At 51.5% G+C, this 22472-nt stretch carries 19 protein-coding genes and 1 riboswitch; of the genes, 5 read left to right on the forward strand and 14 right to left on the reverse strand.

Translation table 11 applies throughout. From position 1 onward, the window contains the following. Window positions 1-15 precede the first annotated feature (15 nt). Genes pknB through B5F29_RS09455 form a run of 9 tightly spaced genes read right to left on the reverse strand, consistent with a single transcriptional unit; the run spans window position 16 to window position 11075 of the window. Window positions 16-2142 carry a Stk1 family PASTA domain-containing Ser/Thr kinase gene (gene pknB, locus B5F29_RS09415; RefSeq protein WP_087154381.1) on the reverse strand — a complete coding sequence of 709 codons (2127 nt, stop codon included), beginning with the start codon at window positions 2140-2142 and terminating at the stop codon, window positions 16-18. After that, window positions 2139-2885, reverse strand: a complete 747-nt coding sequence (locus tag B5F29_RS09420; protein ID WP_330397574.1) for a Stp1/IreP family PP2C-type Ser/Thr phosphatase — start codon at window positions 2883-2885, stop codon at window positions 2139-2141. The genes pknB and B5F29_RS09420 overlap by 4 nt, the downstream gene beginning before the upstream one ends. Window positions 2886-2896: 11 nt before the next feature. Beyond that, window positions 2897-3931 (reverse strand): 23S rRNA (adenine(2503)-C(2))-methyltransferase RlmN, encoded by a 1035-nt coding sequence (gene rlmN / locus B5F29_RS09425; RefSeq protein ID WP_087154383.1) that lies wholly within the window; start codon window positions 3929-3931, stop codon window positions 2897-2899. Continuing rightward, window positions 3924-5216, reverse strand: a complete 1293-nt coding sequence (rsmB, locus tag B5F29_RS09430; RefSeq protein WP_242955630.1) for a 16S rRNA (cytosine(967)-C(5))-methyltransferase RsmB — start codon at window positions 5214-5216, stop codon at window positions 3924-3926. The genes rlmN and rsmB overlap by 8 nt, the downstream gene beginning before the upstream one ends. Continuing rightward, a complete protein-coding gene (locus B5F29_RS09435) occupies window positions 5209-5907 on the reverse strand; it encodes a zinc metallopeptidase (protein ID WP_087154385.1) in 699 nt (232 codons plus the stop codon). The genes rsmB and B5F29_RS09435 overlap by 8 nt, the downstream gene beginning before the upstream one ends. A gap of 13 nt (window positions 5908-5920) precedes the next feature. Continuing rightward, window positions 5921-6856, reverse strand: a complete 936-nt coding sequence (fmt, locus tag B5F29_RS09440; RefSeq protein ID WP_087154386.1) for a methionyl-tRNA formyltransferase — start codon at window positions 6854-6856, stop codon at window positions 5921-5923. 6 nt (window positions 6857-6862) lie between these two features. Beyond that, entirely contained in the window at window positions 6863-7336 is a 474-nt protein-coding gene (gene def, locus B5F29_RS09445; RefSeq protein WP_087154387.1) for a peptide deformylase, read from the reverse strand. A 14-nt stretch (window positions 7337-7350) separates the two neighbouring features. Then, the gene (gene priA, locus B5F29_RS09450) at window positions 7351-9588 is read right to left on the reverse strand and encodes a replication restart helicase PriA (RefSeq protein WP_087154388.1); all 2238 of its coding nucleotides are present in this window, start codon (window positions 9586-9588) and stop codon (window positions 7351-7353) included. 2 nt (window positions 9589-9590) lie between these two features. Next, a complete protein-coding gene (locus tag B5F29_RS09455) occupies window positions 9591-11075 on the reverse strand; it encodes a UDP-N-acetylmuramoyl-L-alanyl-D-glutamate--2,6-diaminopimelate ligase (protein WP_087154389.1) in 1485 nt (494 codons plus the stop codon). Window positions 11076-11226: 151 nt separating this feature from the next. Here B5F29_RS09455 and arcC point away from each other — a divergent pair, with 151 nt between their 5' ends. After that, window positions 11227-12156 (forward strand): carbamate kinase, encoded by a 930-nt coding sequence (gene arcC, locus B5F29_RS09460; protein ID WP_087154390.1) that lies wholly within the window; start codon window positions 11227-11229, stop codon window positions 12154-12156. Between the two features lie 11 nt (window positions 12157-12167). Here arcC and B5F29_RS09465 read toward each other — a convergent pair whose 3' ends face one another. Beyond that, complete coding sequence (locus B5F29_RS09465) at window positions 12168-12932, reverse strand: type III pantothenate kinase (RefSeq protein WP_087154391.1); 765 nt, start codon at window positions 12930-12932, stop codon at window positions 12168-12170. A gap of 125 nt (window positions 12933-13057) precedes the next feature. Between B5F29_RS09465 and coaBC the strand changes: the two genes are divergently transcribed. Continuing rightward, a complete protein-coding gene (gene coaBC, locus B5F29_RS09470; RefSeq protein ID WP_087154392.1) occupies window positions 13058-14251 on the forward strand; it encodes a bifunctional phosphopantothenoylcysteine decarboxylase/phosphopantothenate--cysteine ligase CoaBC in 1194 nt (397 codons plus the stop codon). A gap of 65 nt (window positions 14252-14316) precedes the next feature. Here coaBC and nudC read toward each other — a convergent pair whose 3' ends face one another. The 4 genes from nudC to B5F29_RS09490 form a co-directional block, all read right to left on the reverse strand. Further along, on the reverse strand, window positions 14317-15162 hold the full coding sequence (nudC, locus tag B5F29_RS09475) for an NAD(+) diphosphatase (protein WP_087154393.1): 846 nt from the start codon (window positions 15160-15162) through the stop codon (window positions 14317-14319). Between the two features lie 170 nt (window positions 15163-15332). Beyond that, on the reverse strand, window positions 15333-16175 hold the full coding sequence (locus B5F29_RS09480; RefSeq protein ID WP_087154394.1) for a PRD domain-containing protein: 843 nt from the start codon (window positions 16173-16175) through the stop codon (window positions 15333-15335). Window positions 16176-16197: 22 nt separating this feature from the next. Further along, window positions 16198-17610, reverse strand: coding sequence for a glycoside hydrolase family 1 protein (locus B5F29_RS09485; protein WP_087154395.1), 1413 nt, complete (start codon window positions 17608-17610; stop codon window positions 16198-16200). A 75-nt stretch (window positions 17611-17685) separates the two neighbouring features. Beyond that, window positions 17686-19563 (reverse strand): beta-glucoside-specific PTS transporter subunit IIABC, encoded by a 1878-nt coding sequence (locus tag B5F29_RS09490; RefSeq protein ID WP_087154396.1) that lies wholly within the window; start codon window positions 19561-19563, stop codon window positions 17686-17688. Window positions 19564-19909: 346 nt separating this feature from the next. Continuing rightward, window positions 19910-20008: riboswitch (THF riboswitch) on the forward strand. Between the two features lie 50 nt (window positions 20009-20058). On the opposite strand from B5F29_RS09490, the gene B5F29_RS09495 reads away from it, so the two are divergent. From B5F29_RS09495 to B5F29_RS17295, 3 genes are all read left to right on the forward strand, one after another. Continuing rightward, window positions 20059-20613 (forward strand): folate family ECF transporter S component, encoded by a 555-nt coding sequence (locus tag B5F29_RS09495; RefSeq protein WP_087154397.1) that lies wholly within the window; start codon window positions 20059-20061, stop codon window positions 20611-20613. Window positions 20614-20635: 22 nt separating this feature from the next. Continuing rightward, window positions 20636-21529 carry a fumarylacetoacetate hydrolase family protein gene (locus B5F29_RS09500; RefSeq protein WP_087154398.1) on the forward strand — a complete coding sequence of 298 codons (894 nt, stop codon included), beginning with the start codon at window positions 20636-20638 and terminating at the stop codon, window positions 21527-21529. Window positions 21530-21770: 241 nt separating this feature from the next. Further along, a complete protein-coding gene (locus tag B5F29_RS17295) occupies window positions 21771-22430 on the forward strand; it encodes a helix-turn-helix domain-containing protein (protein ID WP_087154399.1) in 660 nt (219 codons plus the stop codon). The last annotated feature ends 42 nt before the right edge of the window (window positions 22431-22472 follow it).

The following is a 22472-nucleotide window of genomic DNA, read 5'->3' on the forward strand; positions in this document are numbered from 1 at the left end:
TGCTATGGTTCCTCCCTATGGCTGTGTGGTCGTCTGTGACTGTTGGGAAGCCGGATCCTGAGTAGTCGTCTGCTGGGAGGCAGAACCGGTGCTGACATAAATCGTCACCGTTCCATCCGGATCCACAGTGCTCCTTGGTTCATATCTGGTCACATATCCTTCTCCTACAGATTCGCTGCTCTCTGTCGCTTCCTTGATCGTTCCCTCAAATCCCGCGTCCCGAAGCGCTTCCGCGGCAGCTTCGTAATTCATATTTACTGTTACGGACGGTATCTCTACCTGCGCTCTGCCAAGGCTCACCGTAATCGTCACCGTGCTTCCCGGCTCCACATAAGTCCCTCTGTCCGGGTTTGTACTGATCACCAGTCCTTCCCGCACTTCATCAGAATATACTTCATTGACATTTACCGCAAACCCGTCTGCCTGAAGTTCTCCCTGAGCCCTCGTGGACTCATGTCCGATCACGTCTGTCACACTTACTTTATTAGGGCCGCTGCTCAATACCAGATTAACCGTTGTCCCCTGCGCCACTTCTGTATTGGCAGAAAGACTCTGACTGATCACATTGCCGGTTGTCACCGTATCACTTGCGCTCTCGGATACAGTCCCCACTTTCAGTCCGGCCGCTTCCAGCATGCTCCTGGCCTCAGCCTCTGTCCTTCCTGTCACATTCGGCACAACCGCCTGATCTTCTTCCTCTTCCTGCTGCTCACTCGTCTGAGAAGAAGATCCGGAACCGGAGCCGGATCCCGCGATCGTGACTTCCACAGAACTGCCTACTTCCACCCGCTCGCCGCTCTCGACACTCTGGCGGATAATCTGGCCTGCAGAATATTCACTGGAATCTTCGCTGCCGCCCAACGTAATACTCAGCCCCAGCTCATCCAGCTCGATCCGGGCTTCCGTCATAGTTTTTCCGATCAAATTGGGCATTTCCACCGTATTCGCCGAACTCTGGGAATCCTCTTCGTCTTCTGCATTTTCTTCTGTCTGCTGGCTGTCTTCACTATTATTTCTGTTTCCGCCACCAAGGCCTAACGCACGCGACGCAAACAGGACCAGAACCAGAACGATGATCACCGCCAGAACAACACCGGCGATTGTCATGGCTCTCTCCACCGACGGGCTTAAACCTTCCTCGTCGTCATCTTCATCGTCGTCGTCCTCATCATCGTATTCATCATCTTCATCTTCGTCCTCGTCGTATTCTTCTTCAGCCAGACGAATCTTACGTCTCTCTTTTACTCTTGACGAAGAGTCTTTATCCATAACCACAGTCTTGGCCTGTTCGTCCAGATCCACCATTTTTACAAAATCCCCCTCCGGATCCAGAAGAGACTGTTTTAAATCCACCAGCAAATCACCGATATCCTGATACCGGCGGTCCGGACTTTTCTGCGTACATTTTTTTATAATCTGCTCCAGGCTGTAGGGGATCTCCTTGCAGTAAACGCTGGGCGGAACCATCTCCTCCTGCAGATGCTTCACGGCCACGGCCACAGCCGTATCTCCGTCGAAAGGCACCCGTCCTGTCACCATCTCATAGAGCACAATCCCCAGAGAATAGATATCGCTTCGGTGATCCACATAACCGCCTCTGGCCTGTTCCGGAGACGCGTAGTGTACAGACCCCATGGCGTTGGAAGTAGTCGTCTGAGATGTGGTTGCCTTGGCAATGCCAAAATCGGTAACTTTTACTTTCCCTTCTCTGGAAATAATAATATTCTGAGGTTTGATGTCCCTATGAACGATCTGATTATTATGGGCGACTTCCAGCCCTGCCGATACCTGGATCGCTATGCTGGTTGCTTCTTTGATGGTCAGGCGTCCTTTTCGTTCTATATATTCTTTCAGGGTGATGCCTTCCACCAGTTCCATGACGATATAGTAGATCCCGTTTTCATCCCCCACATCGTATACGTTCACGATATTCGGATGCGCCAGTCCCGCGGCAGCCTGAGCCTCTTCTTTGAATTTCTTCACAAACGCGTCGTTGCTCCGGAACTCTTCTTTAAGTACTTTTACCGCCACAAAACGATTCAGCTTATGATCTTTTCCTTTATATACTTCCGCCATGCCGCCGACGCCGATCTTCTCCAGAATCTCATATCGGTCTCCCACTATCGTCCCTATCTTAATCATATCCTTACCTCACTGTTATCTATTTCAACCAGAACCACCGCGATATTATCCAGGCCTCCGTTTCGATTCGCCTTCATCAGAAGCTCGCCTCCGATCTCCTGCAGATCTTTATCCTGCCGGATAATCCGGAAAAGGTCTTCATCCTCCACCATATTGCTCAGTCCGTCGGAACAAAGCAGGTATTTGCTTCCGCTGTCCGCATGAAACGGAAACAGATCCACCTCCGCCTCTTCCTGAATTCCCAGTGCTCTTGTGATAATATTCTTGTCCGGATGTCTTCTTGCCTCCCCGGGAGTCAGTTCTCCCTTTCTCACAAGCTCCGCCACCAGCGAATGATCTTCTGATATCTGGCGGATGCCTTCTTTGGATATTTCATACAGACGGCTGTCCCCGATATTCACCGCCAACGCCTCGCTGCCGAAGACGGTCAGGGCCACCAGTGTCGTGCCCATTCCCTGGTAGGCTTCATACTCCATAGATTTTTCATACAGACAGAAGTTTGCATATCGCACCGCCTTCTGCAGGATCAGCGCAGGTCTGGTCTCCGTACTCCTCTGTATGGATCTGACAATCTGCTCTACCGCATAAGAAGAGGCAAAATCACCAGCCCTGTGTCCTCCCATCCCATCAGCCACAATATACAAGTTTGGCAGATTTCCCACAGGGGCATCGGAGGCATACACATAATCCTGATTCACTTTTCTCTTCCGTCCAATATCCGTCATGGCGACCGATGTCTGCACAGGCCCTCACCTCACTTTTCTGTATCCATATAACTTTTGCGCAGCTGTCCGCATGCGCCGTCTATATCCCGGCCAATTTCCCTTCTAATAGTAACATTAATTCCTGATTTTTCAAGTTTATTTTTAAAACTGACCACTGCCGCATGTCCGGACTGCACATAATCCCGCTCTTTGATAGGATTGACCGGGATCAGATTTACATGCCCGTGCAGCGGTTTTACCAGCTTTGCCAGTTCCTGCGCGTCACCAGCGGAATCATTGACTCCTCCCACAAGGCTGTATTCAAAAGTTATCCTTCTTCCGGTCTGCTCATAATAGTACCGGCACGCATCCAGAACTTCGGGCAGCGAATATTTATTCGCCACGGGCATCAGTGAACGTCTTTTTTCCTGGCTGGACGCATGCAGAGAAAGCGCCAGCGTAATCTGCAGCTTTTCGTCCGCCAGCTGTCTCATCCGCGGAACAATCCCGCAGGTAGACACCGTCACATTTCTCTGGCTGATATGCAGCCCTCCCTCGCAGGTCAGAAGTTTCAAAAAACGGAGCAGCGCCTCATAATTGTCCAAAGGCTCCCCTGTTCCCATAACCACCACATTGTGCACCCGTTCCCCGGACCATTTTTGAATCTGATAAATCTGATCCAGCATTTCAGACGGAGTCAGCCCTCGTTCCAGCCCGTCCAGCGTGGACGCGCAGAAACGGCAGCCCATGCGGCAGCCTACCTGGGAAGATATGCATACGGAATTTCCATGATGATATCTCATCAGAACGCTTTCAATCGCATTTCCATCGGACAGACGGAAAAGCAGCTTACTGGTACCGTCGATCCTGGAGGTCTGGATCTTCACCGGCTCCAGCCGGGTTAATACATAGTTCTCCGCCAGTTTCTTCCGCAGCGCCACAGAGAGATCTGTCATGTCTTCGAACCGGTCTGCCAGTTTCTCATGCATCCAGCTGTAGATCTGTCTGGCGCGAAATTTCTTTTCTCCCAGTTTTTCCATCTCCTGCTCCAGTTCTCCCAGAGTCATGGATTTGATATCAGTCATTCTGTCTTTTCTCCATCTTCGCTATATAAAACCCGTCCCAGGGATCCCTGCCGGGAAGCATCTGTATCTGCTCCTTCAGCACAAACGGGAAATGTTCCAGGAACCAGGCCGTATTTCCTTCATTTTCCTCTCTGTGTACCGTACAGGTACTGTAGACCAGCGTTCCGCCCGGCTTCACATACTGCTGTACCGTCTCCAGTATCCGGCGCTGAAGATGCACCAGTTCTTTTTCCTGTTCCGGCGTCATGCGGTATTTCAGATCCCGTTTTTTGTTTAATACTCCAAGTCCCGAACAGGGAAGATCCGCCAGCACCACGTCCGCTTTTCCTGCAGACACTTCATCCGGCACTGTCGCGTCCCACTGTACCGCCCGGATATTCGTCATACCGCTGCGTGCGATATTTTCTTCGATCAGCTGTACTTTATACTCTGTCAGGTCCCGGGCCTCTACCATGCCGGTCCCATCCAGCAGATCAGCCAGGTGAAGGCTTTTTCCTCCCGGCGCGGCACAGACGTCGATGCAGTAATCTCCCCGCCTGGGGGCTGCCTTCAGCACTGCCAGCATGGAACTCACATCCTGCACCTGAAAAAGCCCTTCCCGAAAAGAGGGAAGCGCAGCCAGATAATCGTATCCGGAGATCTCAAGGGCACAGTCTATGCCCTCCACTTTCCGGACACGCACGCCTTCGGAAACAAGCCGCTCCATCAGGCTCTCTCTGCTGATCCGGTGCAGGTTCACTCTCACCGTGATGGGCCGTTCCTTATACTGGCTCTCCAGCATCTTACGCGCCGTCTCTTCTCCATATTCATCGGTCCACTGCCGTACAATCCATTCCGGCGTAGAGTATTTCACCGACAGATCCGGATATTCCACCGTTCCCAGGTTCCTGGAAATATTGCGCAGTACTCCGTTGACAAATCCTTTCAGGCTGGAAAATCCTTTCTTCCCCGCCAGCTTTACCGCTTCATTGCAGACGGCGGCATCCGGAATCCGGTCCATATATTTTATCTGGTAGACGGACATCCGCAGTATCCCGCGGATCACCGGTTTCATCTTATGTACCGGAACCTTGGAAAACCGGTTAATAATATAATCCAGTTCCAGCAGCCGCTCTACCGTTCCTTCCACCAGCCGGGTCAGGAACGCACGGTCCTGTTTCTCCAGATACAGGTATTTTTCCAGGGCTCCCCGAAGAGCCAGATGACTGTACTCCTTCTGTTCCGTCACTTCCAGAAGCACTTCCAGCGCCAGCCCCCGCACATTTACCCTTTTCCGGTCAGTCACGGTCTCTTCCTCCGAACAGCAGGAAAAGCCGGAGCAGGGACAGTACAGACGCCAGCGCCGCCGCCACATAAGTCAGCGCCGCCGCAGAAAGCACCTTTCTGGTCTGCTGCAGTTCCTCTTCCATCAGCATATGGCTGTCTCCCAGAATACGCACCGCTCTCGCGGAAGCGTTAAATTCCACCGGAAGCGTAACGATCTGAAACAATGTTCCCAGAGCAAAGCAAAGCAGCCCGATCTGAATTAACGTGTATGAACTTCCGAAAAACAGCCCCAGAATAATAATCGGAATCGCCGCTTTGGTGCCGAAATTCGCCACCGGCACCAGCGCGCTGCGAATCCGCAGCGGTGCGTAAGATTCTTCATCCTGGATCGCGTGGCCGCATTCATGGGCGGCCACACCGATGGCAGCTACGGAAGAAGAACCGTAGACGCTGTCAGACAGACGCAAAACCCTGGCGCGGGGATCATAATGATCTGTCAGATTTCCTCTCACATGTTCTACGGTTACATCATAAATGCCCGCGCTGTTCAGAATCCTCCTGGCTGCCTCCGCTCCGGTCAGTCCGGAATAGCTTCTCGTTCTTGAATATTTCTGATAAGTGCTGTTCACCTTTGCAGACGCCCACAAAGAAATTACAACGCCTATTAAAACCAGAATATAAGTCGGATCATAATAATAAAAAAATGGCATAAATATCCTCCTGTCATACTCCCAAAACCGTGCCGGCCGATACGCTGTTTCCTCTGAGGAAAGAACCTGCGTCCATCCGCTTCTTTCCTTCCAGCTGCAGTTCCGTCACTTCCAGCGCGTCTTTTCCCGCCTGTACGGTCAGGAAATCTTTTGTTGTATTCAGTATCTCACCACATTCACCCTTTGATGCATCCTGACGGACAACCTTGCACTCCCAGATTTTCAAAGTTTTTCCGTTCAGTTTTGTATACGCGCTTGGCCAGGGATTCAGCCCCCGTACCAGCCGCTCGATGGACTCCGCATCCTTTGTCCAGTCGATCTTTCCCATCTCCTTCGTCAGCATAGAAGCATAAGCAGTGGGCGATTCGCCCTGCTTTTCCGGGACAATCGTTCCTTTTTCCAGTTCTTTCAGCGCTTTCACGCAAAGATCTGCCCCCACCCGGCTCAGTTTGTCGAAGAGACTGCCTCCGGTTTCTTTTTCTTCCAGAGGCACTGTCTCTTTCAAAAGCATATCTCCGGTATCCAGCCCTTCATCCATCTGCATAATGGTCACTCCGGATTCTTTTTCTCCATTGATGACCGCCCACTGGATCGGCGCGGCTCCGCGGTATCTGGGCAGCAGAGATGCATGTACGTTGATGCAGCCGTACTTCTTCATCTCCAGGATCGCCTTGGGAATAATCTGTCCGAAAGCAGCTACCACTATCACATCCGCCTCAACATTCCGCAGATATTCGATGGATTCTTCGGCCCGGATCTTTGAAGGCTGGTACACCGGCAGTCCCAGCTGCTCCGCCGCCGCTTTCACCGGCGTGGGCGAAAGCTCCTGCTTTCTCCCTTTTGGTTTGTCCGGCTGGCTCACCACCAGAGTCACTTCATGGCCGGCTTCATGCAGCGCTTTCAAAGTCCCCACCGCAAAGTCCGGCGTTCCCATAAAGATCACTTTCATATATGCTTAGTCCTCCTCTTCCATCACCGTATCATGAAGTTCCCCCTCCACAATATCGATGTAGAGCTTTCCATCCAGATGGTCGCACTCATGGCAGATGGCCCTGGCCAGCAGCTCACGGCCTTCCAGCTCATACCACTCGCCGTCTTCGCCCATAAATCTTACCGTGACTTCATCAGGCCTTGTAACAGTCCCGGCCTTTCCCGGAACGCTCAGGCATCCTTCATCTCCTGTCTGGGAACCGGACGTCTTCACCACCTGCGGATTGACCATTACCAGCGGGCCTTCTCCCACATCAATCACTACGATCCGTTTCAGGACGCCCACCTGCGGCGCTGCAAGCCCCACGCCGTTGGCTTCATACATGGTCTCCAGCATATCGTCGATCAGCTCCCTGATCTTCGGGGTCACTTCTTTTACTTCCTTACTCGTCTTCCGAAGGATCGGATCTCCTTCATATCTCAAATTCCGAATCGCCATAATCTCCTCCTAAATCAATATACATTCAACGGATTCCAGTCGTACTGTATATAAACTTCCTCCCATACTGTCTCCCGTTCCGTTTCTTTTTCCAGTTTCTGTTTTATCTTCAGAAGCGTCCCTTCACTCTGGTGCTTCAGATAAATCACTCTTCGGTAAATATCATTTTTTTTCGCCAGCGCGGCTTTCGCCGGACCGATCACAGACACCCCCGGCACATCCAGGTTCCGGATGTACGCGCCCAGCCTCTCTGACTGTTCTTCCAGCGGTTCTTCTTCTCTGCAGGAAAGATAGATCCCCAGCATACTGTACGCCGGAGGATATCCCATCAACGTCCTGTACAGAATCTCCTGTTCATAAAACCCTTCATAATCCTGCCTGGAAGCAGCCTGAATACTGTAATGATCAGGCACATAGGTCTGAATCACCGCCTCGCCCGGCAGGTTCCTGCGCCCTGCGCGGCCTACAGCCTGGGTCAGCAGCTGAAAAGTCCTCTCCGACGCACGGTAATCCGATGCATACAGTGAAAGATCAGCCGCCAGAACTCCCACCAGCGTTACTCCCGGGAAATCATGTCCCTTCACGATCATCTGCGTGCCCACCAGCACATCCGCCTGTCCTTTTCCGAAAGCCGTCAGAATCTTTTCATAACTCTCCTTGCTTCTGGTGGTATCATAATCCATACGCAGCACTCTGGCGCCGGGAAATACTTTCTGTACTTCCCTTTCGATCTGCTGTGTCCCCGCCCGGAACCCTGATATATACGGCGAACCGCAGGACGGGCAGGCCTTCGGCATCTCTCTTTCATATCCGCAGTAATGACACCTCAGCTTTCCGTCCCCGTGCAGAGACAGCGCCACATCGCAGTGCGGACACCGGATGGCCTTTCCGCAGGAGCGGCAGGATACAAATCCCGCCAGTCCTCTCCGGTTCAGGAAAAGCATGGTCTGCTGGTGTTTTTTCAGCCGGTCCTCCATGGCTTCCCGAAGCTTCCGGCTGAAAATACTGCGGTTCCCGGCCCGCAGTTCCTCCCGCAGATCCACGATCGTCACCTGCGGAAGGCTTGCATCTCCGATCCTTTCAGGCAGCCTGTAATATCCATATTCTCCGGAACGGGCCCGGTAGTAGCTGTCCGTAGACGGAGTAGCGCTTCCCAGCACTACGAAAGCTCCGCACATCCCGGCTCTTCGGATGGCAGTTTCCCGCGCGTCATAGCGGGGAACATTCTCGCTTTTATAAGAACTTTCATGTTCTTCATCTATAATAATAATCCCAATGTGTAAAAATGGTGTGAACAATGCGGAACGGGGTCCGATCATCACATCTGTTTTTCCTTCCCTGACCCGCAGATACTGGTCATACCGCTCTCCATCCGACAGGCGGGAATGCATGACCGAAACCCGTTCTCCAAAACGTTCATAAAACCGGCCGACCGTCTGAAATGTCAGGGCTATCTCCGGGATCAGCACAATTGCCTGCTTTTTCTCCCGGATCACCCGGTCGATCAGTTCCATGTATACTTCTGTCTTCCCGCTTCCGGTCACTCCATGGAGCAGATAGGTCCTGCCGCCCCTTTTTTTATAATCATTCCAAATCCCGTCTGCCGCCAGCCTCTGGGCCTGATTCAGCACTATGGTCCGGGGCTGCTTCAAAAAACGCCCCTCCAGAGGATTCCGGTAACGGGTACTGGAATCCACGCGCAGAATTCCCGCTTCCTGAAATCCCTGCAGTACCGAAGAAGTAACCTTCAGTTCCTTTACGGAACGATCATAATCCAGATATCCCTCCCCGCTCTCCAGCAGGGCATCCAGCAGACGTTCTTTTGCGCGGTAATGTTTCCTGCGGCACTCTTCCAATAAACGCTGTGCGGTCTCCCGGTCCGCGGTCAGCACGATCTTTCGTTCCTGCCTCTGCCGGATCCTCTGTTTTACCGGGAGCACTGTCTTCAGCGCCTGGTTCATGGTTGACCCGTAAGTCTCTTTCATCCAGGCCGCCAACGCAATCAGCTGCGATTCGGCGGGCACGCTGCCGGGCACGATCCCGGTCAGCGTCTTTATCTTCTCGGGAGGATAATCCGGTTCATCGGTACCTCCCACCACGTATCCTTTCATCGGACGGTTGCCCGTCCCGAACGGGAAATTCACCTGCATGCCAATCTGGATCCTTCCCCCCAGTTCCGGGGGTACCCGGTACTGAAAAACCCGGTCCAGTTTTTCATGGGAAATATCCACGATGACATTGACGAACTCCATCCTTACTTTCCTTTCTTCTGTTCTTCCGCCAGTTCTTCCAGGACTTCCCGGATCAGGACTCTCTCATCCATCGGATATTTGACCCCTTTGATCTCCTGGTAATCCTCATGTCCCTTTCCGGCCAGCACGATCACATCGCCTTTTTGCCCATGAGAAATCACATAACGGATCGCTTCTTTGCGGTCCTTGATCTCCGCGTATTTTCCATCCGTCTTCGCCATGCCGGTCTTGATATCGTCAATGATCGCCTGGGGATCTTCGTATCTGGGATTATCCGACGTGATCACGGTCAGATCTGCCAGTCTGCCGGACACCTCTCCCATCTCATACCGGCGGAGCTTGGAACGGTTCCCTCCGCAGCCAAATACGCATACCAGCCGTTCCGGGTGATATTCTCTCAGGGTTTCCAGCAGGCTCTCAAGACTCATGGCATTGTGCGCATAGTCAATCATCAAGATGAATTCATCCGACACCTTGACCATCTCGATCCGGCCTTTGACCTTCACTACCCGGAGCGCTTCTTTCAGGTCTGCTTCCGCCACCTTGAAATGCTCGCACACCGCAATGGCAACCAGAGAATTATATACGCTGAATTTGCCCGGGATGTCGATCTCCACATCCATATTGACTTTTCCGGACACACGGTACCGGACGCCCATATATCCCGGACGCCCTACCAGTTCCATATCCGATGCGCGGTAATCTGCTTTTTCTGAAAATCCGATCGTCTCCAGTTCACAGGTATGCCCCTGCAGTACCATATCAAAATGAGAGTCATCCACATTTGCGATGCCAATGCGGCACTGTTTGAATAAAAGTCCTTTGCACGCCGCATATTCCTCAAAGCTTGCATGCTCGCCCGGTCCGATATGGTCCGGGGACAGATTCGTAAATATCCCGATCTCAAACGGGATTCCCGCTGTCCGGTGCATCATAAGCCCCTGAGAGGAAACTTCCATCACACATACCTGACATCCTGCTTCCGCCATGCGGGCAAAATATTCCTGAATCTGCCAGGACTCCGGCGTCGTATGGCTGGCCGGAATATGCTCCTCTCCGATGATAATCTCAATCGTTCCGATCAGTCCCACCTTGTATCCTGCATGTTCCAGAATCCCCTTTACCATATAGGTGGTCGTCGTCTTTCCTTTGGTTCCGGTAACGCCGATCACTTTCATCTTGTCTGCGGGATGGTCAAACCATGCCGCGGAAAGGAGAGCCAGCGCATACCGGGTATCTTCCACCAGGATCAGCGTCACCTGGTCCGGAACAGCTACCGGGCGTTCCGCCACGACCGCCGCCGCTCCCTTCTGCACGATCTCATCCACATGTTCATGGCTGTCATAGGAAGCCCCTTTGACACACACGAACAGACATCCTTCTGTCACTTTCCGGGTATCGCAGACCAGATCGCTGACCGTCCGGTCTGTATCCCCTTTTATCACTTCATACTGTAAGCCTTCCAGTAATTCCGAAACTGTTTTCATTGTCTCCTCCTTCCGCCGTCCGGGGCGGAGTTCTGCGTTCCATTACATTTTGCACATTGTGCTCATTATACCATACCCGGGCGGGTCTTGCAATTTTCCTTTGCTACTTATATAATGGACTCAAATTAAACAGAAAACGAGGTATCTCCTTATGAAGAAAAAGAAAGTCGTCGTCGCTCTCGGACATAAAGCACTGGGCGCCACGCTTCCGGAGCAGCAGTCCGCCGTCCGATACGCCGCCAGAGCCATCGCGGATCTGGTGGAAGCAGACTGCCAGGTAGTGATCTCCCACAGCAACGCACCCCAGGTAGGCATGATCCATACAGCCATGAATGAGTTCGGAAAGCAGCATCCGGGCTATACATTTGCTCCCATGTCCGTCTGCTCGGCCATGAGCCAGGGCTATATCGGCTACGATCTGCAGAATGCTATCCGGGAAGAACTGTTGAACCGGGGGATCTCCTGCCCGGTCGCTACGATCCTGACACAGGTTGTCGTCAATCCATATGATGACTCTTTCTATAAACCGGTGAAAGTCATTGGCCGTGTGATGACCAGAGAAGAAGCGGACGCGGAAGAAGAGAAAGGAAACTATGTAGTCAAAACAGAAGGGGGCTATCGACGTATCGTCTCCGCGCCCAAACCCGAAGACATTGTCGAGATTGAAGCCATCCGCACGCTTTCCGACGCCGGACAGGTAGTGATTGCCTGCGGCGGAGGCGGCATCCCGGTACTGAGACAGGGCAACCGCCTGAAAGGAGCCAGCGCCGTGATCGAAAAGGATCTGGCCAGCGGACGCCTGGCAGAACTTCTGGACGCGGATATGCTGCTTCTGCTTACCGGAGAAAAGAAACTGTATCTGAACTACGGAAAAGAGAACAGCCAGCCGCTGGACACGCTGTCCGTGGAGAAGGCCCGGACCTATATCGCCGAAGGCCAGTTCCAGGAAGGCTCCATTCTTCCGAAAGTGGTTGCGGCTGTTTCGTTTGTATCCAGCAAACCCGGACGCGTCACCGTCATCGCGGATCTGGATGATGCCAAAACAGCCATGGAAGAAAAGGCAGGTACCATCATCCGGTAGCCGCAGCCATATCAGTGGTTTTTGTCGTAAATAATTTTCAGGCCTTTTAACAGCAGCGCGTCATCTAATATGATATCGTGGCGGCAGTGGGGAATCAGCGCTTTTGCGAGGCCCCCGGTCGCCACGATCGTCAGTTTCTGTCCCATTTCTTCTTCCATGCGGTCCAGCATTCCGTCAATCAGCGCCGCATTTCCATAAAACACACCGCTCTTCATACAATCAATCGTATTTTTCCCGATCAGGCGGGCAGGCGGTTCCAGACTGATCTTTGGAAGCTGCGCCGTCCTGGCAGTCAAGGTATCTGCCGCGATTCTCATCCCGGGGATAATCGCGCCTCCAATATAATTCTTCTTCTCATCCACTACGCAGATGGTCGTCGCGGTACCCATATCGATGATCGCCGCCGGCACCGGATATTCATGAACCACCGCCACCGCGTTGACGATACGGTCGCTGCCCACCTCTCTGGGGTTATCCATGATGATATTCAGCCCGGTCTTTACCCCCGGTCCTACCACCATGACTTCTTTGCCCAGTACCTTCTCCACAGAACGTTTCACGATATTGGTGACCGGCGGTACCACCGACGAGATAATGCCCCCTTCCAGTCTGGAAAAATGAATATCGTATAATTCCAGCACGTTTTTAAAGCTGATGGCATACTCCAGTTCCGTTCTGGTGGAAACCGTCGACAGCCGCTCTACAAAACAGATCCGATCTCCGTCGATGCACCCCACGACTATATTTGTATTTCCAATATCCACTGCAAGTATCATGTTATCTCCCTCTTTTCCAATCTTGAGACATTCGGAGGCTGTCTCTACATATCATCATATAATGTAACACATCCCGTCCATTTTGTGATATACTTTTTTTAAATATACACTTCTGGAGGATCACTATGCTGAAAAATAAATATGTCGTCCTGGGTGTGACCGGAAGCATCGCCGCCTACAAAGCTGCTTCCCTCGTCAGCGCCCTGACAAAGCTGCACTGCGACGTGCAGGTGATCATGACTGCCAACGCAGCTAATTTTATTAATCCTGTTACATTTGAAACCTTGACCGGCAGAAAATGTCTGGTAGACACTTTTGACAGGAACTTTTCTTTTGAGGTTGAACATATCTCTGTAGCCAAACGGGCGGATCTGGTCCTGGTGGCGCCCGCTTCCGCCAATGTAATCGGGAAACTGGCCCACGGCATCGCCGACGACATGCTGACCACTACCCTGATGGCGTGCACCTGTCCGAAGCTGATCTCTCCTGCCATGAATACAGCCATGTATGAGAATCCGGTCCTGCAGGACAATCTCCGTCTGCTGGAAAAATACGGATATCAGATCATTGAACCGGCGTCCGGCCACCTGGCCTGCGGAGACAGCGGAAAAGGAAAAATGCCGGAACCGGACGAGTTATTATCCTGGGTCCTGAAAGAAATCGCTTATAAAAAAGATCTGACAGGGAAAAAGATTCTGGTCACCGCCGGACCCACTCAGGAGTCCATTGATCCGGTGCGGTTTATCACCAACCATTCCAGCGGCAAAATGGGATATGCCATTGCCCATGCCGCCATGCTGCGCGGCGCTGACGTAACACTGGTAAGCGGCCCGGTATCGATTGCTCCTCCGCCTTTTGTGCGCGTCGTTCCGGTTCTTTCCGCCGAGGACATGTTCCAGGCCGTCACCTCTGTATCCGACAGCCAGGACGCCATCATCAAGGCTGCCGCGGTGGCTGATTACACGCCGCTCTCTGTCAGCGATCAGAAAGTCAAAAAGAAGGACGGAGAAATGAGCATTGAGCTCAAGCGGACAAAAGATATTTTAAAATTTCTCGGCGAGCACAAACCCGACGGTCAGTTCCTGTGCGGTTTCTCCATGGAGACAGAAAACATGCTCCGGAATTCCCGGAAAAAACTGGAGCAGAAACATGTGGATATGATCGTTGCCAACAGTCTTCGCACCAGCGGAGCCGGCTTCGGAACTGACACAAACGTAGTTACTCTGATCACCAGAGATGGGGAAGAGGAACTCCCTCTCATGAGTAAAGAGGAAGTAGCCCATCAGATTCTGAACCGGATCTTTCCCGCTTCATGCTGACAGACTGACCGAAAGGGCCGCATCCGGGACAGAATCGCTGTCCCGGTACGGCCCTTCTTTTTCCCTTAAAAATCTTTTTCTTTTCCTGCCTTAAACACACCGATCATCTCTCTGGTCAGGCTGACGCCATCGTCCTCCATGGGGATCTCCTCCCGCTCGAACCATTGTCCCACCGACAGCTCATCCGTATCCAGTGTAATTCTGGTGTCTCCGTCCACTTCGCAGAAAAATCCGCACAGAAGCGTGGAGGTAAACGACCAGGGCTGGCTCTTGTAATACCGGATATTTTTCACTTTCAGCCCCACTTCTTCCATCACTTCTCTGGCCACAGTCTCTTCCAGCGTCTCGCCGATCTCCGTGAAGCCGGCCACCAAGGCATAATTGACAGTGCGGCCTTCCCGCGGCGCGTATTTCGTCAGCAGGAGCCGGTTCCCATCCGTCACTGCCACGATGACTCCCGGACAGATCTTGGGATAAACCGTGTTGCCGCACTCCCTGCACCGCATCATCCGTTCCGCAAAATCCGGGGTCATGGGCCTGCCGCAGCGGCCGCAGAAACGATTGGCGCGATACCATTCATCCAGCTGTTCTCCGGTAATCCCGGCAAAAGCAAGATACCGGGGACGGGCCGTCCGGAAAACAGACGAGGTCTCCCATCCATACCCTTCCGGCGCAATATCCAGTCCCTCTTTCAGCAGGAAAAAATGCTCGCCGCTGACGCTGAACAGATAGGTCAGATCCGGATCCATATGTTCATCTATAATCTCTTTCAGCTTCGGGTAACGGATCTGTCCGTTCTCGAACCGGCAGAGCACTTCTCTCTCCCGGTAAATCAGAATCCAGTCTTCGGCTCCCGGTTCCATCTCCACATAATGATTGTCAAATTTCTTAGGCGCGATATCCTGTATCATAGTTCCAGTCCTCTGCTTTCTCTGATGTAATTTTCCGCATTTTCACGGATCGGGGCGATCTCTTCCGGTGAATATTATACTGTCTCACGCCGCTTCACGCAATCATGAAATGCGCAAAAAGGACAGCAGGCTTTCCCGTCGCCTTCTGTCCCTATGTCTTGCACAAGATTTTACGTGTCCTCCATTACTCTCGCGATATGGACGATCAGATAAATCTGCTCTTCTTTTGGAATCTCTTTTTTCAGAAAATTCCGGATGTATTTTTGTATCTGTGATACACAGCCTGCGGCGTTTTTCTGTTCCCTGGCCACGGAATCGTATATAGTGGCAACGCCGTTTTCCAACATCTTGTCTTCCAGCAGCCTCTGGAGAAAAAACTGCATATGTACCGCAAAACGAGAATAATTGATGCTGTCTTCATCGATCTGTTTTTTATAATACAGCTGCACGATCTGAAAAATATCTTTCAGCATCTTTACCATCAGCATGCCGTTTCTGGCCCCGCCCTCCATATTCGGAGCCATCTGCGCATTTACCAGATGAAAAGCGATATTCCCCGCCTCCGCATCAGGGAGCGATCTGCCCAGTTTTTTATTGATATATTCCAGCACCTGAAGACCCGTCTGATATTCCTTCGGGTAAAATTTCTGGATCTCCCAGAGCATCCGGTTATAGAGCACGATCCCTTTCTCATCCCGTTCCAGGGCATAGAGCAGATGGTCAAGCAGGGTCACAAATATCTGCTCATTGAGCTTTTTATGCATTTTCTCCTGCGCGAGCTGGATTGCGTTCTGTATCACTTCCGCATACTCAGAGGGCACGTCCTCCAAAAGCCGTATGTAATCTCGGGTATTTTTTTCATCCTTCAGAATATAAATTTTTTCCACATCAGATTCATTCAAGGTATCTCCCACTTTGTAGGAAAATCTCAATCCTCTTCCCATGGCAATCTGCTCCTGCCCCTGTTCGTCTACCAGAAGCAGATTATTATTGAGAACTTTCCTGATAATCATGTTACAGCCCCCATATTTTCTTTTACAGTGATTCTCCGTTCTCTTTGATCACATTCTGATACCAGTAAAAGCTGTCTTTCGGATGACGTTCCAATCCTTTCAGGTCGAACTCATCCCGGTCCACATAGATAAAACCGTAGCGTTTACGATAACCCTGATGTGTGCTTACCACATCGATAGCTGCCCACGGACAATATCCCAGCATCTCCACGCCGTCCGTAATGGCCAGCCTCATCTGGTGCAGATGTTCGCGGATAAATTCAATCCGGTAGCCGTCATGAACACTTCCGTCCGGTTCCAGTATATCAGGAGCTCCGATCCCGTTTTCCGTGATCAGAATCGGAAGATGGTAGCGTTCATAGGTCTTTCTTAAAGTATAGCGGAATCCCACCGGATCCACAACCCATCCGTACTGAGTCTTCCCCACATACTCGTTTTCCGCGGGGCGGTATACGCCTTGTTCTCCCAGCATGATCTGCTGATCGCCCGCCCTCGCGGCCACGTCGGAAGCATCTCCCCGGCTGGCGGCTATGGTGGCGGTGGAATAATAATTCATGGCAATAAAGTCCGGCTTCGCATCCTTCAGAATCTCCCGGTCTCCCTCCTGCACCTCCGGCGCAATGTCTCTGTCATTCATATACTCCCAGGCCAGAGGATGATACCAGCCGTACACCGGCACATCCGCAAAATTCCAGCATCGGAGTACTTCCCAGTTGTGAGCCGCGATGGCGTCCTCCGGCCTGCAGCTGGCCGCGTACATGGCAGTCAGGTTCAGTGCCGGCCCTATCATTCCCTGCGGCACCATCTCGTGAAACAGCTTCATGGTACGGGCCTGGGCCAGCATCATGTGATGGTTCTGCTGATACAGTTCTTTCCGCGAAGGAAGTTTTCCTCCCTTTGGCAGTCCGATGGCTCCGGGATGAAGGATCATGGTATTCTGTTCGTTGATCGTGAGCCAATAACGCACGTCCCCGCCGAAATTTTCAAACAGCACCCTGGCATAATTTACAAACGCGTCGATAGTCTCCCGGTTTCCCCAGCCTCCTCTTTCCTCCAGGCACCACGGCAGGTCAAAGTGATACATGGTTACCACCGGCTCAATCCCATACTTTCTGCATTCAGCAATAACGTCTCTGTAAAATGAAATCCCTTTTTCATTGACCGCTCCGGTACCCCGGGGCAATATCCGTGTCCAGGCCACAGAAAAGCGGTAAGCCTTCAAGCCCATCTGCGCGAAAAGAGCAATGTCTTCCTTATAACGATGGTAGTGATCGCTGGCCACCGAGAAGTCTGCCACATCAGAAGGATGCTCGTACATGTCTATGATAGACGGGCTCTTCCCATCCTCCGCCGCGGCTCCCTCTACCTGATAGGCAGATGTGGACGCTCCCCAGAGAAAATGCTCCGGAAAAGGTTTCAGTTCTTTGTATATCATGTAAATCCCTCCTGGTTTTTTGTTCCTGCTGCTATGAAATTTTGGGGGGCCGGCACACCGGCCCCATTGATCTTGTCATGCAAGCTGCAGGAAATCGTCGCCGGCCTTTCCGTCTCCGCTCTTTATCATATCTACGGTCTGATAAGCGTCTGTATTGGTCACAATGACGGGTATGACCGTATCATAGCCTTCACTTTTAATTCTATCCACGTCAAAACTCAGCAGCAGATCTCCTTTTTTCACGGTATCTCCCATCCTCGCTTCCGGCGTAAAATATCTGCCCTGCAGATTCACGGTGTCGATGCCCACATGAATCAAGATCTCTGCCCCATGACTGGTTTTCATTCCGATGGCATGGCCCGTGTCAAAAAACAGCGTAATATTTCCGTCGGCAGGAGCATAAACCTTTCCTTCTGAGGGAATAATCGCCGCGCCCTTTCCCAGCACCTCTCCGGAAAACACCTGGTCCTGAACCTCTGACAGCGGTACCGCTTCTCCTGATACCGGCATGGAGATACTTTCCGCCTCTGTCTTGTCTTCTGTGTTTCCTTCTGCCGGCTCATCTCCTTTCATCTCATCCGCGGATGTGCCGGCGTTTTCATCCTCCGTCTCTTTAAATCCTATCAGCCAGGAGGCAGCGAAACCTGCGGCAAAGGAAATCACAATCGTGATCACCGCGTGTACCACGTTCATAGGATTCTCTCCGATGAACGCCGGAATGGCCGTAAGTCCCGGAGATACAAAAGAATAGCGTACCAATCCGGAGATTCCCGCATAGACGCCGCCCACCGCGCCGCCGATCATGGAAGCCACAAAGGGACGTTTCAGTCTCAGAAGGACGCCGTAAAGACAGGGCTCCGTAACGCCCATCACCGCGGTAAAGCCGGATGACGATGCAAGCTGCTTTAGGTTCTGACCTTTTGCCTTTACGGCAACCGCAAGGGTCGCTCCGCCCATAGCAATGTTGGAGGCCAGCATACCGGGTCCGTTGACCACTTCATAACCCAGGGCCGAGATCTGGCTCGTGGCAATCGGCGTCATGGCCCAGGCGGTACCCGTAAGGATCAGGAACGGCTGGAAGGCTCCCATCAGCATAGGAATCAGCCAGCTCACTCTGTTATTGATGTAATCCGCCCCGGTCTGCACAAGGTCGTTCAGAAGGTTCCCAAGCGGTCCCACCGCCACCAGGCCGATCGGAATAGCCACAAACATAATAATCATCGGTTTCAGGAAAAATTTAATGACCGACGGAGAATATTTCTCTGCGAAACGCTCCACGTAGGACAGAATCCATACGCTTAAAATAATCGGCACCACGGAATAGGAATAATCCACCAATATCGTGGGGATTCCGAAAAAAGTAACCGTTTCTCCCGCCGCCACGATGCCGCTCCAGGTTGGATGCAGAAACGCGGCCGCCATAGTCATGGCCATAATCGGACTGCACTGGAACTTCAGCGACGCGCCGTACGCCAGCAGTACCGGCATGAAGTAGAAAGGAGCGTCAGATATAAAGTTTAAAATCTGATAGGTACTTCCGGAATCGCTCACCAGTCCTGCAAGTACCAGAATGGAAAGCAGGGCCTTTATCATTCCGCCGCCGATCAGCGCCGGGATCACCGGCGTAAAGGTAGTGGAAATAACGCTGATGATCGTATTTACGATTCCCTCTTTTTCCTTCGGCTGTTCTTCGTGAGAACTTCCGGTGTCCTTCATCTCCTCCCGGATAGCGCCGAAAGTGGTCTGCACTTCGTTCCCGATAACAACCTGAAACTGGCCTCCGCCTTCCACTACGCTGATGACTCCCTGGAGATTTTCTATCTTTTCCTTCTGTACTTTTCCCTTGTCGTAAAATTCAAACCTCAGCCGCGTAGCACAGTGGGTCAGCTGACGAATGTTCTCCGTTCCGCCGACCAGGTCGATCAGGGTTTTCCCCAATGCTCTGTAATCCATATTTTCCCTCCTCGCGGGCTGTCCTGCCGTATTTGCCGTGATCCTTCCCGGGCAGATTCCGCGGCACAAAAAAAGACCAAGACAAAAGCAACGTATCCTCTACGCTTCTTTCACTTGGTCTTGCCTGCATTACCAGTAACAGCCACCGCTATTTACTTTATACGGATACCTTAGCACAGTTTTTCTGAAAATGCAACCGTATTTTCGTATTTTCGTTTTTCCTCATGCTTTTTCGCTTTCGGCGGCGAAAAACGGCCCCGCGCTGCATTCAGCCGGCTCAAAAAACTTCAGAAATGTATGGAAAGCTCTTGCATGTCCTTATCGACATGTGTATAATGAAGCATCATGCGAAGTAGAATCCGACGCGTCAAGTGTCCGTGGATGGGGAGTTGTCACGGGACGAAAAGCCGGACGGGCTTACGATGTCTGATTCGCACCCGTTGCTGCATATGAGTACATCTCAGATGTAGTACGCAGATTCAGGAGGTGTATTTTATGCAAATTTCAAAAGAAACAACAAATCTCAAATCACAGTTCAAAGCGCTGCGCAGTACCCAGGGGCTCTGCATCTGCGGGCTCTTGATCGCCATCTATGTAGTGCTGTCGCTTTTCAACATTCCGGTCTCTCAGGTCATTGAGATCCGGTTCGGTTTCCTGGTCTTTATCGCAGCCGGTATGATCGGCGGTCCGGTGATGGGCTTCACAGTAGGTTTTCTGGCCGATGTCGTCAACTGCCTGATCCGGGGATTCGCTTATTTTCCGGGATTCTCTTTTAATTATGGACTTCTTGGCGCTGTAAGCGGCTTAATTCTGTACCGCTCCCGCGTGGGCCGGAGCCGCGCCGTCTTATGCGCTTTGACAGAATACATCATCAGTGTGACTCTGAGTACGCTCTGGCTTCATATTATGTACGGATATGAGCTCAGAACTCTGATTATCAGCCGTTTCATCAAATGTACCCTCAGCTTTGTCGTCAATTCCATACTGATTTACGTATTTTTGGAAGCATTCCAGCGTATCGCGCATACCGCGCTGCCTGCGCGCCGATAGTTTTCGGAAAGGGGATGGAACTATGAAATTTGTCACTTATACAATGGACAGGAAAGAACAGACCGGAATTCTCAGCCCGGACGAAATGTGGATCTACCCCACTGCTTCCCTGATCCGGCCATATCCGGATATGAACACACTGATCCGGCATATTTCTCCGGAGGAGTTCTCCCTGCTCTTTTCCGTCTCCCGCAGACCGCCGGAACAGGTATCCTGTGCGCTTCCCCGGGAAAAGGTCCGTCTGCTGGCTCCGATCCCGAGACCCGCCCAGGACATCATATGCCTTGGCATCAATTATATGGCGCATGCAGAGGAAGCTGCCCGCTATCGTAGTGATGCTTTCGGCGGTGAACGGTCTTATCCGATCTATTTCTCCAAAAGAGTAAACCGGGCCGTGGCGGACGGCGAACCCATTCTCTCCCATCAGGATCTGGTGGACAGCCTGGATTATGAAGCAGAACTTGCCGTCATCATCGGCAAAGATGCTTATCATGTTCCGGAAAAAGACGCGGCATCTTATATCTTCGGATATACCGTGATAAATGATGTAAGCGCGCGCAATGTGCAGACCCGCCACAAACAGTGGTATTTCGGGAAAAGCCTGGACGGTTTCACTCCCATGGGTCCCTGCATCCTGAGCGCAGACAGTGTTCCTTTCCCGCCGGTTCTGAAAATTCAGTCCAGGGTAAACAAAGAACTGCGCCAGGACAGCCGTACAGACCTGCTGATCTTCGATATCGCTTATGTGATCCATGAACTGTCTCAGGGCATGACGCTCCGGGCAGGTACCATCATATCCATGGGTACTCCGGCCGGAGTCGGCATGGGCTTTGACCCGCCCCGGTTTCTGAAGCCCGGGGATGTGGTGGAATGCCGGGTGGAAGGCATCGGAAGTATTACGAATCCGGTACAGTAATCCGTTTTCATATGTCAAAGGGGATACCGCATCCATATGCAGTACCCCCTTTGACGGAGCTTATACAAAAAGTAGTTACTATCCTCTTAATTTGATTTCCAAAAATCCGTATCTATGGCATCCTTATACCACTCGATATACCGCTCTCGTCGGCTCATTTTCCCCATAAATCTGGAAGAAACCTATATCGCCAGAACAAAGAGGTATGTTATAATTATACAAAATAAGGGAGGTGTTAATCATGTCAGAAATCAGTAAAAATATCCAAAATATCAGATTTCAAAAAGGAATGTCTCAGGAAGAACTGGCCGAAAAGTTATCTGTCAGTCCTCAGACCGTATTCGAATACGAATCCGGGGAATCCGAACCCAGTATCGACACTTTATTACAGATCGCCAAAATCCTGAATACAGACGTTAATTCGCTGGTATATGAAGCAAAGGATGCATCCGCGATCAGAAAAAAACGCTTGAAATCCCTGTTCCTTTTAGTCTTCACGCTTTTGCTGGGAATTATATCATTCCGGCTTTCTTCTTTTCTTCAGATCTGGACGCAAAATACTCTCAAAACCGGACCATTGTTTTTATTCCATATGCTGATTCTGCCCACCTACGGAGTTTTGGCAGGTTATACTGTTATGTCTGCATCCGGGTGTTTCCTGCATACCACTCCCCTTGCAGGAAAACATATATCTAAAGTTCATCTTTTTTTCATACTTGTTCTTGCCGTCTATTATATTCTGCTTCTTCCGTCATGCGTAAATTTGTTTATCAATATTCCGACATGGAGAGTTCCTCTATTCATATATTGGGGAATCTATATTTTTCAACAAATGCCTGCCCTCTCGCTCCTGCTTGGAATTGCGCTCTGGATCACCAGACCAAGTAAGCCGGCAGCATAATTTTTATCCCTGTCTTCGCCTGTCAAAGATTCTTTGCGTGAC

It is taken from the genome of Lachnoclostridium sp. An196 (assembly GCF_002160135.1).
Classification (GTDB): Bacteria; Bacillota; Clostridia; order Lachnospirales; family Lachnospiraceae; genus Hominiventricola; species Hominiventricola avistercoris.